The organism is Streptomyces sp. NPDC030183 (assembly GCF_055573455.1).
Window position 1 is genome coordinate 155,450 of sequence record NZ_JBVIBK010000002.1, and the last position, 14,923, is coordinate 170,372.

Genomic DNA, 14,923 nt, shown 5'->3' on the forward strand with positions numbered 1-14,923 from the left:
CCATGAGCACTCCGTCCACCAAGGGGGCCCGGACCGCGTCCACCAGCGGGCTGCGGGCCGCCCGTGTCGTCTGGCGGATCACCAGGCTCAACTTCAAGGCGCGGCTGGAGTACCGGGGCGAGTTCCTGATGGGAGTCGCCATCGGGGCGATCTGGCAGGTCTCGATCATCGTCTTCGCCTCGGTGCTGCTCACCCGGTTCCCCGGGCTCGGCGGCTGGTCCAGCTCCGACGTCCTGCTGATCGCGAGCATGCGCATGCTCGCCCACGGGCTGTACGTGCTGTTCCTCGGCCGCGTCCAGTACATGAACATCCTCGTCCAGGAGGGGATCGTCGACCCCTGCCTGATCCGGCCCATGCCGGTGTACCGGCAGGTCCAGCTCGCCTTCTTCCCCGTCAACGCCATCGGCGACCTGGTCGTCGCGGCCGGGCTGTTCGCCGCCGCGGTCCAGCGGAGCTCGCTGGAGTGGACGGCGGGGCGGATCGCGTACGTGGTGGCGGGCGTCCTCGGCGGGATGCTGGTCGAGGCCGCGCTGTTCACGGCGCTGGCCGCCGCCGCGTTCCACTTCCCGGCCACCTCGTACTGGGCCCAGTGGCTGGAGGAACTGATGGGCACCTTCGGCAGCTATCCGCTGAGCATCCTGCCGAAGGCCGCCTCCGCCGCGTTCACCTTCGTCGTGCCGCTCGCCTTCATCGCCTACTTCCCGGCCGGGGTGCTGACCGGGCACGGCGACGACATGGGCGTACCGCGGGCGCTCGCGGTGGCCGCGCCGTTCGTCGGCCTCGTCGCCTTCGTGCTGTCCCGGCTGCTGTGGAACTGGAGCCTCAGCCGCTACACCGGCGTCAACGGGTGACCGGACGACGGGGGTTGTGCGGCGCGGCGGTGCGGCGGAGCTGCGGCGCGGCTACGTCAGTCGCGTCGCCAGACCGTCCAGTACGCGCTCCAACCCGTACTGGAACCCCTCCTCCCGCGCGGTCCGCGGGTCCGCGCCGCGCTGTTCGGCGTAGCCCTCCCGCAGCAGCGGATAGTCCTGGGCGGCCTCCTCGGCGGCCGGCCACAGGCGCTCGACCAGCGTCTGTTCGTCCTGGCCGCTGCGGGCGAGGACGGTGAGCCAGGCGGCCTCGCTCGTGGCCATGCCGGTGACGTACGCGACGAGCGTGCCGAGGGCCCGGTCCGCCTCCTCGGCCGGGAAACCGGCCGTGGTGAGCAGCTTCAGCATGGCCTCGGAGACGCGCATCCAGTTGGGGCCGAGGTAGGACATGCCCATCTCGCCGAGCACAGAGGCGAGCCAGGGGTGGCGCAGGATCGTCGCGCGCAGGCTGTGAGCGCACCGGGCCGTGTCGGCGCGCCAGGTGGCGGGGTCGGGGGAGGCGGTGACCTCGATCTCGCCGTAGACCTCGTCGACGGCCAGTTCGATCAGCTCGTCCTTGTTGGCGACGTGACGGTAGAGCGAGGTGGCGCCCGCGCCCAGCCGGCCGCCGAGCTTGCGCATGCTGAGGGCGTCGATGCCCTCCTCGTCGAGCAGGCGCAGGGCCTCGGCCACGATGTGCTCCCTGCTCAGCGCGGGCTGCTCCCGGCCGGTCCGGGGGCGGGTCCACACCGACTGGAAGCCCTGCTGCTCGGCTGGCATGGCCGGTTCCTCTCGTGTCGACGGCTGGTGCCGGTCACCGTAGCGCACGGTATTCGCAGGCTGCGTACGCGCGACGAGGCGGGCGTACGGTGTTCGCAGCGCAGGATGAGACGGGCGTCCGGTGTTCGCAGCGCATCATGAGTCGGGCGTACGGTTTCGCGCCGCGTCCGGAGACGGGTCAGACGGCTGACACGCGGCGGAACATCCCCGCCACCCGCAGCTCGCCCTCGATGCGCTCCACTGTCGCCCGCAGCTCCGGCAGGACCTCCTCCACGCACTGCTCCACCGACCGCCGGCTGCTGTGCATCGCGACGTTGACGGCGGCCGTGACATGGCCGTCGCGGTCGTGGACGGGGACGGCGATGGAGCGCAGGCCCTCCTCAAGTTCGCCGTCGACCAGGGCGTAGCCGTCAGTGCGGACACGCTCCAGGACGGTGAGGAGTTCCCGGCGGTCCGTCACGGAACGGGGGGTCAGCGGGACGAGCCGCTCGGGGAGGGAGACCTCCGGGAGGAGGCCGGCGAGCATCACACGGCCCAGGGAGGTCGCGTACGCGGGGAGCCGGGTGCCGAGCGTGATGTTGACGCTCATGATGCGGCTGGTGGCGACCCGAGCCGTGTACTGCACCTCGTCCCCGGCCGCGGTGAGGACCGCGAGGGACGCCGAGTCGTGCACCTTCGCGGAGAGTTCCGCCAGGTGCGGGGCGGCGATCCGGGGGAGCGGCAGCATCGACAGGGGCGGGAAACCGAGGCCCAGGACGCGGGGGGTGAGGCGGAAGACGCGGTCGTACGACTCGACGTACCCGAGGTGTTCCAGCGTGATCAGCGCCCGGCGGGCCGTGGCCCGGGCGAGGCCGGTGGCACGGGCGACGTCGGTGAGGGTGAGGTCGGCGCGGCCCTCGCCGAAGGAGGTGATGACCGTGAGCCCCCGGGCGAGCGACTCGATGAACTCCCGGCCCAGTTCCTGCTTGGACGCGCCCGTCCAGGCGGCGAGACCGGACGGGGCCGGGGAGCCGTGCTCCAGGGCGGCGGGATCGCGCGGCTCCCGTGCCAGCTCCGCCTCCATCCGCGCGACGGTCGCCCGCAGCCGGGGCAGGAGCGTCGAGGTCAGTGAGCCGGGGGTGTGCCGGCTGGTGTGGCTGACGACGCTCGCCACGCACGCGACCCGGCCCGTACGGGGATCCCGTACGGGTACGGACACCGCGATCAGCCCCGGCTCGATCAACTGGTCGTCCAGCGCCCACCCCTCGGTGCCCGCCGCCCGCGTACGGGCCTCGAAGTCGTCGTACGCCCCCTCGCGCGGCGGAACGGCGGGGAAGCCGCGGCCCTCCGGGTCGGCCTCGCGGCGGGCGCGCCAGCGGGCCCAGTCCCCGGGGCCCCACTCGGTGGCGAACAGCGGGCCGGGGGCGGTGCGTTCGGCGGGGAGCAGGTCGCCGATGCGGAAGCTGAGGGACATCGCACGGCGGCGGGTCGCCTGGTGGATGAAGCGGACGCCGTCCCGGTCGGCGACCGCGAGCGACACGGACTCGTCCAGTTCGTCGGCGAGGGCGTCCGCGTGGGCGTCGAGGAGGCGGGGGAGGCGGATCGAGGCGAGGTAGGCGTTGCCCAGTTCCATCAGCCGGGGGGCGAGGACCGCGTCGCGGCCGTCCAGGCGTACGTAGCCCATCCGGGCCAGCGTCGCGGTGATGCGGTCGACCGTGGAGCGTGCGAGGCCGGTGGCCTTCTCCAGCCCGCTCAGACTCAACGCGCCGTCCGCCTCGGTGAGCCGCCGCAGCACGGTGATCCCCCGCACGAGGGGGGCGACGGCCTCGCCGGGCAGGGGGGTGGCGGGGCCGACGGGGCCGACGGGGCCGACGGAGCGGGGGCCGAGGCCGGGGTTCGGGGTGGGGCCGAGGCCGGGGTTCGGGGTGGGGCCGGGGCCTGGGCCTGGGGTGGAGCCGGGGTCGGGGTCGGCGTCACTCGGGACGTTCGGGCGCATGGGGCCACGGTAATGCGGGCCGGCTGCGCCGCTCGGCAGGGTGGTCGGGCGCCTCTTGGCTCGGGGGGTGCGGTTTGGGTGGGGGCCGGGCGCCTATGAGGCTTGGGGGTGCGGGGTGGGTGGGCGTCGGGCGCCTATTAGCTCGGGTTGCGGGGTGGTTGGGGTCGGGTGCCTACTAGCTCGGGGGTGTGCGTCGTCGGGCGACTGCGACACCGTCGTGGCCGTTCGCGCAGTTCCCCGCGCCCCTGAAAGCCGGCGGCTCCGCCGCGGCTTTGACCCCGCGCCGTTCAGGTGCGCGGAGAACTGCGCGAACGGCCCCCACCGACCCGCACATGCCCCCCGCCCAAGGCACCCCCGCCCAAGGCACCCCCGCCCAAGGCACCCCCACACCCCCCACCCACATGCCCCCCGCATCCCCCCTCACCGTCGGCTCACCACCACCCGGTGGTTGCCGGACTCGTCCCTGCCCGTGACGCTGATCTCCACCCCCACCCTCGTGTCCTTGAAGGTCTCGCCCGGTACGAACGGCGCGTCGGACAGTTCCGCGTGGACGTTGGGGCTGCGGGTGCACCCCCCGCTGTCCCGGCGGGAGTCGTACACCTGAATCGGCCCGTTCCCGGTGTCGATGTCCGCGTCGACCCTGTAGACGAGGACACCGGGACGGCAGACGGCGACATCGTTGCCCGCCCGGGTCCGCAGCTCGACCGCGTACGCCGTGCGCGCCGTCAGCGGCACCACCACCAGCTTGGGCCCCCCGGCCGCGGCGAGCGGGGTGAGCGTGTACTCCGCCGCACCGGGCTCGGACACGCAGCCCACCTGCGTCGCGTCCAGCCACCCGAGCTTCCACTTGTGCCAGCCCAGCATGTCGTTGTCGACGCCCCAGTCCTCGCTCATGATGTCCCAGTGCCCGACCGCGCCCCCGCCCTCATGGGTGTAGAGGTCGGGCAGGCCGAAGACATGGCCGTTCTCGTGGGGAAGGACGCGGTAACCCGTCTCCCGGTACGTGCCGGAGCCGTCGTCCTGGCGGCTGTACACGAACGACGCGTTGGCGACGGGGACGCCGTCCGCGACCGGCGCCTCCCTGTTCCCGGCGAACGTCACCGACAGGACCGTGTCGAGGGCGGAGGGACCCGCGTTCGGGGTGACGAGGACGTTGACCAGGTCGTACGTCCGGAAGTCCACGACGGGGTCGGCGACCCGCACCAGGTCCTGGACCAGCCGGCGGTACCCCGGCTCGAAGGGCACCCCGCGTTCTATCCCGTACGAGCGGAACGTCTCCGGCATCCGCAGCCACTCGGTGACCGGGGCCTCGGGCCGGTAGTCGACACGGCCGTAACTGCTCGTCCGGAACCACTTCTGGGTCTGCGGGGCGAACTCGGCGAAGCGGTCCATCGCGCTGCCCTCGCCCGGCGCGTCGGAGAAGTCGATCATCAGGTTGAGGGCGCGGACCGTGCCGGTGGAGCGGGAGTAGCCGGGCTGGGTCGGAATGCCCTCGGACATCTGGACGCCGGGCCGGCCGCGGATCATGCAGGGGTCGAGCCCGGAACCGGGAGCCACGGCGACCGCTCCCGCGGCCGTCCTGGTCTCCTTCGCCACGAGGTGCCCGGTCCCGGCGGAGGTGCTGAGCGCGAACATGAGGGCGGTGACCGAGGCGAGCGCGACGGCCCGCCGGGGGCGTATGCCGCCCATGGCGCCCTTGCCTCCCATGCCGCTCGTCGCGTGGGTGCCGTCCGTCCGGCGCGCCCGCCACGCGCGCCGTGGCCGTGGCCGACGTGGTGCGGTCGGCCGGCGCTCGGGTATCCCGTTTCGGCGGAACGGCTGCTGCATGCACGCGCCCTTCGCTCCACGGCAGCCGCCCGGGCCACGGCCGCACCCTTTCGATCACCCTGTGGCGGGCCGGGCGGGGACGCGCGCTGGATGGGCCGAACGAGGGTTCTCCGCACGCGACCGCACGCGACCGCTCGTGACCGCACGCGACGGCGTGACCCAGGTCACTTCGAAAGGGCGGCTGCTGCGATGTGACCCAGGTCACGGGAAATCTCTTCGGCGACGGGAAATAACCGGGGACCGTCTCCCCGTTTAGTCAGGTGTCCGAGCGAAACGGGGAGACACTCCCCGGATCCCGCTCTCCCTGTCGTCAGGAGGTATGCCGTGCAGACCGCCACCCCCGTGCGCAAGGTTTCCCGTCCCCGGGCGGACGCCCTGCGCAACCGGGAGCGGATCGTCACCGCCGCCCGGGAGATGTTCGTCGAGTTCGGCCCCGACGTGCCGCTCGACGAGATCGCCCGCCGGGCCGGCGTCGGCAACGCCACGGTGTACCGCAACTTCCCGGACCGCGACGCACTGGTCCGCGAGGTCGTCTGCTCGGTCATGGACCGTACGGCGCTGGCGGCGGAAGTCGCGCTGGAGGAGACCGGTGACGCGTTCGAGGCGCTCTCCCGCTTCGTGCACGCCGCCGCCGACGAACGGATCAGCGCACTCTGCCCGATGGTCCAGAGCACCTTCGACCAGAACCACCCCGACCTGGAGGCGGCACGCGAACGGCTGGAGGAGCTGACCGCCGCGATCATGGAGCGGGCCCAACGGGCCGGACAGCTCCGTGACGACGTCAGCGTCGGCGATCTGATGCTCGCCATCAGCCAGCTCAGCCGCCCCCCGGCCGGCACCCAGTGCGCGGGTGTCGACCGTTTCCTCCACCGCCATCTGCAGCTGCTGCTCGACGGCCTGCGGGCCCCGGCCCGCTCCGAACTGCCCGGCACCGCCGTGACGATGGAGGACCTGCGCCGAGCCTGACCTGATCCGATCCTCCTTCCTTCCTCCTTCCTCCGTCCTTCCGTTTCTTTCGTTACTCCGTCCTTCCGCCATCGGCGTCTTGTCGCGTCGCGTCGCGTCGCATCGCTTTCACCTGACTTTTTCCGTCTCGAAGTCCCGAAGTGGGTACCGCCATGTCTGCAACAGCCCGGAATGTCCCCGATACGGTGGACGACTCGCACTCCAACCGCTGGAAAGCGCTCGTGTTCATCGCGCTCGCCCAGCTGATGGTCGTCCTCGACGCGACCATCGTGAACATCGCCCTGCCGTCCGCCCAGGAGGACCTCGGGATATCCGACGGCAACCGCCAGTGGGTCATCACGGCGTACGCCCTGGCCTTCGGTGGTCTGCTCCTCTTCGGTGGCCGTATCTCCGACCTGTGGGGGCGCAAGCGCACCTTCGTCACCGGTCTGATCGGCTTCGCCGGCGCCTCCGCGCTGGGCGGCGCGGCCACCGGTGAGGCCATGATGCTGGGCGCCCGAGCCCTCCAGGGTGCCTTCGGCGCGCTGCTCGCGCCCGCCGCGCTCTCCCTGCTCGCCGTGATGTTCACGGACGCCAAGGAGCGGGCCAAGGCGTTCGGTATCTACGGTGCGATCGCCGGTGGCGGCGGCGCCGTGGGTCTGATCCTCGGCGGTTTCCTCACCGAGTACCTGGACTGGCGCTGGACGTTCTTCGTCAACATCCCGTTCGCGGTGATCGCCGCGGCCGGCGCGTACTTCGTCATCCGTGAGCCGGAGGGCGGCCGCAACCGCTCGCCGCTGGACATCCCCGGCGTGGTCCTGTCCACCCTGGGTCTGGTCTCGCTGGTCTACGGCTTCACCCGCGCCGAGTCCGACGGCTGGGGCGACTCCATGACCATCGGTCTCTTCATCGCCTCCGCCGTGCTGCTCGCCGCGTTCGTCCTGGTCGAGTCCAAGGTCAAGGCCCCGCTGCTGCCGCTGCGCGTGATCACCGAGCGCAACCGCGGCGGTGTCTACCTCTCCCTCGGTCTCGCGATCATCGCGATGTTCGGCCTGTTCCTCTTCCTGACCTACTACCTGCAGATCGTGAAGGGGTACTCCCCGGTCAAGACCGGTTTCGCGTTCCTGCCCATGATCGCGGGCATGATCGTCGGCTCCACGCAGATCGGCACCCGCCTCATGACCCGGGTCGCGCCGCGCCTGCTGATGGCGCCGGGCTTCCTGCTCGCGGGCCTCGGCATGCTGCTGCTGACCCAGATGGAGATCGACTCCTCGTACCCGGCCCTGCTCCTACCGGCCCAGCTGCTGCTCGGCCTCGGCATGGGTACGGCGTTCATGCCGGCGATGTCCCTCGCGACCCACGGTGTGGAAGCGCGTGACGCGGGTGTCGCCTCCGCGATGGTCAACACCTCCCAGCAGGTCGGCGGCGCCATCGGTACGGCCCTGCTGAACACGATCGCCGCCTCCGCGACCACGTCCTACATCAAGGACCACATCGCCACCGCGACCTCCCGCCCCCAGCAGCAGCTCGTCCAGCTCCAGGGCATGGTCAACGGTTACACCAACGCGATCTGGTTCGCCGTCGGCATCCTGGTCCTGTCGGCCGCCATCGCCTTCACCCTCGTCACCACCGGCAAGCCGGACATGACGGCCACCGTCGGCGCGGGCGATGACGCGGCGGACGAGGTCAAGGTCCCCGTGATCGCCCACTGACGACGGGACGGGTCCCGCTTCGCCCACTGACGGGGGGACGGGTCCCGCATCGCCCACTGACGACGGGACGGGTCCCGCTTCGCCCACTGACAAGGGGACGGGTCCCGCATCGCCCACTGATGACGGGACGGGTCCCGCATCGCCCACTGACAAGGGGACGGGTCCCGCATCGCCCACTGATGACGGGACGGGCCCCGCGGTCGGGGCCCACATGAGGGGCGTGGGGACCCACGCGGCCGGCCGAGTACGGCTCACGGCAGCGCGGGTCCCCGGGCCCCGAGCCCTCAGGGGCCCGAGACCCTGCGCCCCGCTCCTCCTGGATCGGGCCCCGGCACCCCACTCCCCGTGGGTCTCGGCGCCCGACCTCCATGTGGCGGAGCGGCTAGCGCAGCCACGGCAGGTCCGCCCCCGCCTCCTTCGGCTGAAGCCCCTCGGCGATGATCCCCATGATCTCGCCGAGGGCTTTCTGCTGTTCCGGTGTCAACCGGTCGAACAACGCCTGCCGCACCGCGGCCACGTGTCCCGGCGCGCTCTTCGCCAGGATCTCGAACCCGCCGTCCGTGAGCACGGCGAACTGCCCCCGCTTGTCCGAGGGACAGTCCTCGCGCCGCACCCACCCGTTCTTCTCCAGGCGGGCGATGGCGTGCGAGAGGCGTGAGCGGGTGATCTTCGTGTGCATCGCCAGCTCGGTCATCCGCAGCCGTCGCTGCGGCTCGCCGGACAGCACCACGAGCAGGTGGTAGTAGAGGTGCGGCATACCCGCGTCGCGCTGCAACTGGCGATCGAGGTGGTCGTCGAGCAGGGTCGTGCCATGGACATAGGCGAGCCAGACGCGCTGTTCCTCTTCGGTGAGCCAGCGCGGTTCTTCGGCGGCGGACGGTGTCTTCATACCTCCACTCTACGAGCACCCTTCTTGAATTTTGAACTATAGAGATGTAAGGTGAAACAAGAAATATTGAGACTTCAACTACTGGGGAGTGGGGCGAGGTCTCACAGCAACCGAAGAGCCTGAAGCGACCCGCAGCGGCCCGCTTGAGGCCGGCGTGCTCCAGGGAGCCGTACAGTTCGAGGGAGTCACCCCTATGTCCGCCGCCACCGCCGAGCGCATGCCGACCCTCTATCTGAGCCACGGCGCGCCCCCGCTCGCCGACGACCCGATCTGGCCCGGCGAACTGGCCGCCTGGTCGAAGACGCTGCCCCGCCCCAAGGCGATCCTCATGGTCTCCGCCCACTGGGAGGAGGCCCCGCTCGCCCTCGGCGCGGTCGAGACCGTCCCCCTGGTGTACGACTTCTGGGGCTTCCCCGAGCACTACTACACGGTCCAGTACCCGGCGCCCGGCGCCCCCGAGTTGGCCGCCTCCGTGCGCAAGCTGCTCCAGGCCCCCGGCACACCGGTGCAGGACATCCCGGACCGGGGCCTCGACCACGGGGCGTACGTCCCGCTCGTCGAGATGTTCCCGGAGGCGGACGTCCCGGTCCTCCAGATCTCCATGCCGACCCTGGACCCGCTGAAGCTGATGGACATCGGCCGCAAGCTCGCCCCCCTCCGGGACGAGGGCGTCCTGATCGTCGGCTCCGGCTTCTTCACCCACAACCTCGCCGCGCTCCGCCAGGGCGGCATCCCCACCTGGTCCGCCGAGTTCGACGACTGGGGCAACCGGGCGCTGGAGTCCCGCGACTGGGATTCCCTCCTCGACTTCCTCCACAAGTCCCCGGCGGGCCGGCTCGCCCACCCCCGCACCGAGCACTTCGCTCCGCTCTTCGTGACCATGGGCGCGGCCGAGGCCGCCGGCGAGCTGGACGCCCAGCGGTCGGTGATCGACGGGTTCTGGATGGGCCTGGCGAAGCGGTCGGTTCAGTTCGGCTGAGGAGCGTTCGGCTGAGGAGCGTTGGGCTGAGGGGCGTTCCGCCAGGAAGGCCGGACGGACAACGGCCGCCGCTCCGCCACGGGCTTTCCCCGCCACGGGCTTTCCCCGCCACGGGCTTTCCCCGCCACGGGCCTTCCCCACGACGGGCTTTCCCTGCGACAGGCTTTCCCCACGTGGCGGGGCGAGTTGCTTCTACGCTGGACAGCGTGACGGATCAGGGCGGCGGGGCCGGCAACAGCATCCACGACACCACGGTCCACGGCACCGCGTTCCAGGCGCGTGACGTGGACAAGCTAGTGATCAACAACTACGCGGCGTCCGCGCCCCCTTCGGCCGCCGACCCCACCGGGACGCTTCACCCCTGGGCGCGCGAGGTCACTGAGTCCTTGCTCTGGCGCACCGTCCCGCCCGCCCGGGACCCCGCGCCGTTCCAGGCCGCCGCCCGCGACCTCGCCGCCACGCTCGCCGACCTGCACGAGGCGGCGGAGTGGGAGGCGACCGGCGACCCCTGGTGGGACCGTTCCTTCCCCACCCGTTTCCACGGCCAGCTCAGCCAGTTGCTGTGCGCGGAGGACGCCCCCGACTGGGACTTCCAGCCCGCCGAGGTCCTGCTCCTGACCCTCGCCCCGTACCTGTCGCAGACCCTGTGGGCGCGTACGGCGGCCGGCCGGATCGGTGTCGACCCCGCCGACCTCCGGCTGACAGGGGCCGGGGGAGACCGCGGCGACTTCGAGAGGTACTTCGACCGCGGGCACGAACGCCTCGTCCGCCGGGCCCGGTTGGGGCTGCCGGAGCGGCGGGGCGCCGAGGCGGACATCGGGTGGTGGCTGTTCCACCAGTGGGTGGACCACGGGCTGCGCGGCACGGAGGACCACTGGACGGCGTACGCGGACCTGCTGGACCGGCTGCCGCTGCCGGACGCTGTGCCGGACGCGCTGTTCCACCGGCGCCGGACCGGGCAACTGCTCTACGGGCTGCGGCTGTCACTGGGGGAGACCTGCCGCCAGGAGCGCCTCGACCGGCTGGAGGCCGTCGCGTCCGTCGCCGGCGGCATCGGGGTGCCGCAGCAGGTGCGGGTCAGACGTCTCGCCGCCCTCCTGGCCGTCGCCCGCGCCAGGGCCCTCGACATCCCCGCGCTCCCGGACGACCTGGTGGAGAACCTCGGCATCCCCTACCCGGTCGGCCTCGCCGACCTGCGGCAGACCGTGGAGCAGGCCGCCTGGCACACCGACAACGGCCGTATGGTCCTCCAGGCCGCCGACTGCCACCACGAGGCGGTGGTCGAGGCCCTGCGACGCCATGTCGGCCAGGTCGACCTCCTCCTCTACGACATCCGCCGCGCGGCCGGCGCCGACGACACGCTCACCCCGCTGCTGACACTGTCGCAACGGGCGTCCGCCGAAGGCGTGGAGGCCGCCCTCGGCGACGACGACCGGCCCAAGTTCGAGAGCTACGGCAAGTTCCAGGTCGACCCCCGCCGGGTGCAGGAACTGCTCATGGGCGACCAGCTCTACCGCAGTCCCGGCCTCGCGATCCGCGAGCTGTACCAGAACGCGCTGGACGCCTGCCGCTACCGCAAGGCCCGCACCCGGTTCCTGGCGGTGAGGTCGAGGGGCGGCACCCCGGACGACGACTGGAAGGGGAAGATCCGCTTCGAGCAGGGCGTCGGCCCCGACGGCCGCCCGTATCTGCTCTGCGAGGACAACGGCATCGGCATGGGCGCGTCCGAGCTGAGCCGTGTCTTCGCCCGCGCGGGCACCCGCTTCACCGATCTGACGGACGTACGCAACGAACGCGCCCTCTGGGAACGCGCGGGCATCGAGATGCACCCCGTCAGCCGCTTCGGCATCGGCGTGCTCAGCTACTTCATGATCGCCGACGAGATCGAGGTGATCACCCGGCGCCTGGGCGAGGACGGGGCCACCTCGGAGCCGTGCTTCAAGGTGGCCATCCACGGCCCCCACCACCTCTTCCGCATCGAACGCAGCACGGAACGCAGGGAGCCGGGGACGACGGTACGGCTCTATCTGCGAGAGCGGGCGCCCTCCTGCGTCACGGAACTGCTCGGGCTGCTCGGCCTCGCCGAGTTCGAGACGACGGCGGAACACGGAATGCGCTCGGCGACATGGCCGGCGGGGGAGTACGCGCTGCGGTCCGGGAACCGGAAGACCGCGATCAACGCCGGCGGAGGGCGCGTACCGGGCCCCGCACCCGAGGGCGGCGCCCCCGAGGTGCTGTGGGTCGAGTCGGGGGGCGGGGTCCTGGTGGACGGGATCGTGACCGAGCCGAGCCGCCTGACCGGGGTGCTCGCGGGGAAGGATCCGCAGAACCACACGGAACGCACCGTGCTGCGGGGGGCCGTGGTCAACCTGACCGGGAAGCTCGTGCCCAAGCTGTCGGTGGACCGCCTGCAGATCCTCAGCGACATCTCAGGGGACGTGGAAGACCTCCTCCGCTCGGCCGCGGCCGACCTGGCCTCCTCGCCCTCGGGCCTGCTCAGTTATCGATGGCTGTGCACCGTCGCGCAGACCCACCCCAAGGTCGCCGACATCATCACCGAGGCCGCGATGGCAGCCGACCTGAGGCTGCGCCTAAACCGCGGCCAGGAGTTCCGGCCCGCTGAGGTCGGCTGTCTGCCCGTGGACGACGGAATCCTCAGTAAGAGCGACGGCTCACTCTCCGAGCGCTCCATCGATGACATCTATCCGATCGTGAAGGTCACCGACCCCGTTCTGCTGTGGCGGCTGCTCGCGCACGGAGAGGCGGCCCGGTTGACCGGGGTCGTTCCGGAACTGTCCGAGGCGGGCCCTCTCCTGCCGGCCACCCCGTCGGACGGTGTCCTGGTGGCCATGGCCCCGACGGAGCTGACCCGCCCCGGGTGGATCATGCAGATCGCGGCCCGGATCGGCCGGAGCCCGCGGGCGACCGTCGCCCGTGCCGTGGATCTGGGACTGTGCACGCTGGAGCCGGACCGGTACCCGGACGGCGAACCGGACCCCGTGGACATCGGTCTCCTCGGGTCCGGCCAGGACGATGCGCCTATGCTGTTCGGTGGCGAGTGGGTTGCATGGCTCTCCACCGAGCAGCCAGTGCCCCTTGACCGGTTCCTCCACGCCCATGTGCACCTCGGTCTGAGCACCCGGGAGGCCGCCGAGCGCCTGCGGGCTTACGGCTTCGACGTCTCGCTCGCCGAGACCCTTCCCGACCGCCCGGCGAGAGAAGACCTCCTCCTGCTCAGCCAGGACGGCGAAGGCGAGGGCAAGTGGTTCCGTGGTGACCACGACGTCCCGCCGGGGCATGTGCTGTGGAGCGCGAGGCTGACCGGCCTGCCGGTGCGCGAGGTCTGTCAGAGGCTGCGTGCCTACGGGCTGACAGTGACCGACCCGCCCGCGCCGCAGTGCGCTGACGATCTGCGCCTGCTCAGCGAGGACTTCGACGCGGAACCGCCCTGGCTCGGCGGCCCCGAGCCCGTGACGCTCGGGGACGTCCTGGGAGCGGCGCGGGAATGCCGCATGCCCGTGGACGACGTCGTCTCGGTCCTCACCGCGTATGGGCTGAAGCCGAAGTTCTCTCCCGCGGGCCGGCCTTCGCAGGAGGACCTGCGATTCTTCGGCGGACATGAGTTTTACGAAGACTTCGGCTGGCTCGTGCGCTGGTCCCGGCACTGGCATGAGGTGTGGGCCCGCGCCGAGGAGCTGGAGGTGCCGCCCGCAGGCGTGCCGGAAAAACTGCGGGCGCTGGGGATGAGCTGTCCGCTGGTCCTCCCCGAACCCCTCACCGACCTCGACGAGGCCCTGCTGGACAAGGATCTGTACCTCTGGAGGGCACTCCGCACGGACGACACCGAAGTCTCCGTGGCCGCACTGCTGACCACCGCGTACGAGCTGGACCGGCCCGTCACCGAGATCGAGGTCTGCCTGGAGTCGTACGGACTGCGCGTCCCCGCCTTCGCAGGGCGGCACTCGGTCGACCGGGAGGGTCTGTGGGACGACCTCAGACTGCTCACCAAGCACCTGTCCGGCCCAGATCTGGATCGCGACGCTCGATTCCCGCCGACCCCGACGTTCTGGCTGGACCCGGCGCAGCCAGTCCCCCTCGAACACCTCTGCGCCGCCTCCGCCGCGCTGGGCATCTCCCTCCCGGAGGTGGTCGCCCGCCTCCGCGGCCTCGGCTTCGACGTCCCCGACGCCGCCCACACCATCCGCGCCGCCATGGCCAAGCTGCCGCGACTGCCACGGGCACAGGGTCAGGCCTGAGCACGGGAACAGACCCCCACCATTTGAGGGAAGCCCTAGCTAGAGCTCCTTCTCGTACCAGGCCACGTCCCAGTAGCGGCCGAACTTCCGCCCGACCTCCCGGTACGTCCCCACGTGGCGGAAGCCGAAGCGTTCGTGGAGGCGGGTGGACGGCTCGTTCGGCTGGGCGATGCCGGCGTAGGCGCGGTGCACGTCCTCGGTCGCGAGCGCCTCGAACAGGGCCTTGTACAGCAGCGTGCCCACGCCCCGTCCGCCCGCGTCGGGGGCGAGGTACACGGAGACCTCGACGGACGTGTCGTACGCCGCCTTCGCACGGAACGCGCTGCTCGTGGCGTAACCGAGGATTCGCTGTGAATCCTCCGTGGTGGCAACTATCAGGCGATGCCGACCGTCTACAAGGTGGGAGAGCAGCCACGGACGGCGCTCCTCCGGAGTGAAGGCGGCGGTGTCGAATGTGATGGGCGTCTCACGGACGTAGTGGTTGTAGATGTCGGTGAGGGTGGCGAGGTCGGCCTCGACTCCTGGTCTGACCTGCACCTCTGCAGACCCCGCGGACATCACGCCTCCTCCTGTGGCCGCACAGGGTACTGCAAGATCAGAAAAATAGTGGGCCTGCTTGGGAATTCTGTCCTGATTCCAGTCGTTGTTTCCTTCGGAAGCCGGGCACTCGGGAGAGTGTCCGAGCGGCCTTGTCAAGACACGTAGGACCAGA

At 71.3% G+C, this 14,923-nt stretch carries 10 protein-coding genes; 5 read left to right on the forward strand and 5 right to left on the reverse strand.

All coding sequences use genetic code 11. The features are described 5' to 3' along the window. Positions 1 to 2 precede the first annotated feature (2 nt). Entirely contained in the window at positions 3 to 851 is an 849-nt protein-coding gene (locus tag ACZ4Z2_RS03575) for an ABC transporter permease (protein WP_468071923.1), read from the forward strand. Between the two features lie 51 nt (positions 852 to 902). On the opposite strand, the gene ACZ4Z2_RS03580 is transcribed toward ACZ4Z2_RS03575, so the two are convergent. The 3 genes from ACZ4Z2_RS03580 to ACZ4Z2_RS03590 all read right to left on the reverse strand — a co-directional run bounded on the left by ACZ4Z2_RS03580 (position 903) and on the right by ACZ4Z2_RS03590 (position 5,310). Further along, the gene (locus ACZ4Z2_RS03580; RefSeq protein ID WP_468071925.1) at positions 903 to 1,628 is read right to left on the reverse strand and encodes a TetR/AcrR family transcriptional regulator; all 726 of its coding nucleotides are present in this window, start codon (positions 1,626 to 1,628) and stop codon (positions 903 to 905) included. A gap of 178 nt (positions 1,629 to 1,806) precedes the next feature. Next, positions 1,807 to 3,603 carry an IclR family transcriptional regulator domain-containing protein gene (locus tag ACZ4Z2_RS03585; RefSeq protein WP_468071927.1) on the reverse strand — a complete coding sequence of 599 codons (1,797 nt, stop codon included), beginning with the start codon at positions 3,601 to 3,603 and terminating at the stop codon, positions 1,807 to 1,809. A 420-nt stretch (positions 3,604 to 4,023) separates the two neighbouring features. Beyond that, the gene (locus ACZ4Z2_RS03590) at positions 4,024 to 5,310 is read right to left on the reverse strand and encodes a M6 family metalloprotease domain-containing protein (protein ID WP_468071928.1); all 1,287 of its coding nucleotides are present in this window, start codon (positions 5,308 to 5,310) and stop codon (positions 4,024 to 4,026) included. 444 nt (positions 5,311 to 5,754) lie between these two features. On the opposite strand from ACZ4Z2_RS03590, the gene ACZ4Z2_RS03595 reads away from it, so the two are divergent. Beyond that, positions 5,755 to 6,396: a TetR/AcrR family transcriptional regulator gene (locus ACZ4Z2_RS03595; RefSeq protein WP_468071930.1), complete on the forward strand. Its 642-nt coding sequence runs from the start codon at positions 5,755 to 5,757 to the stop codon at positions 6,394 to 6,396. A 152-nt stretch (positions 6,397 to 6,548) separates the two neighbouring features. Then, on the forward strand, positions 6,549 to 8,087 hold the full coding sequence (locus ACZ4Z2_RS03600; protein ID WP_468071932.1) for an MFS transporter: 1,539 nt from the start codon (positions 6,549 to 6,551) through the stop codon (positions 8,085 to 8,087). 382 nt (positions 8,088 to 8,469) lie between these two features. Here ACZ4Z2_RS03600 and ACZ4Z2_RS03605 read toward each other — a convergent pair whose 3' ends face one another. Beyond that, complete coding sequence (locus tag ACZ4Z2_RS03605) at positions 8,470 to 8,976, reverse strand: MarR family winged helix-turn-helix transcriptional regulator (RefSeq protein ID WP_468071934.1); 507 nt, start codon at positions 8,974 to 8,976, stop codon at positions 8,470 to 8,472. Between the two features lie 193 nt (positions 8,977 to 9,169). Here ACZ4Z2_RS03605 and ACZ4Z2_RS03610 point away from each other — a divergent pair, with 193 nt between their 5' ends. Both ACZ4Z2_RS03610 and ACZ4Z2_RS03615 read left to right on the forward strand, forming a co-directional pair. Beyond that, positions 9,170 to 9,955, forward strand: coding sequence for a dioxygenase family protein (locus ACZ4Z2_RS03610; protein WP_468071936.1), 786 nt, complete (start codon positions 9,170 to 9,172; stop codon positions 9,953 to 9,955). 206 nt (positions 9,956 to 10,161) lie between these two features. Next, positions 10,162 to 14,211, forward strand: coding sequence for a wHTH domain-containing protein (locus ACZ4Z2_RS03615; RefSeq protein WP_468071938.1), 4,050 nt, complete (start codon positions 10,162 to 10,164; stop codon positions 14,209 to 14,211). A 39-nt stretch (positions 14,212 to 14,250) separates the two neighbouring features. Here the strand turns inward: ACZ4Z2_RS03615 and ACZ4Z2_RS03620 are convergent, their stop codons facing one another. Continuing rightward, positions 14,251 to 14,769: a GNAT family N-acetyltransferase gene (locus tag ACZ4Z2_RS03620; protein WP_468071940.1), complete on the reverse strand. Its 519-nt coding sequence runs from the start codon at positions 14,767 to 14,769 to the stop codon at positions 14,251 to 14,253. Positions 14,770 to 14,923: the final 154 nt, after the last annotated feature.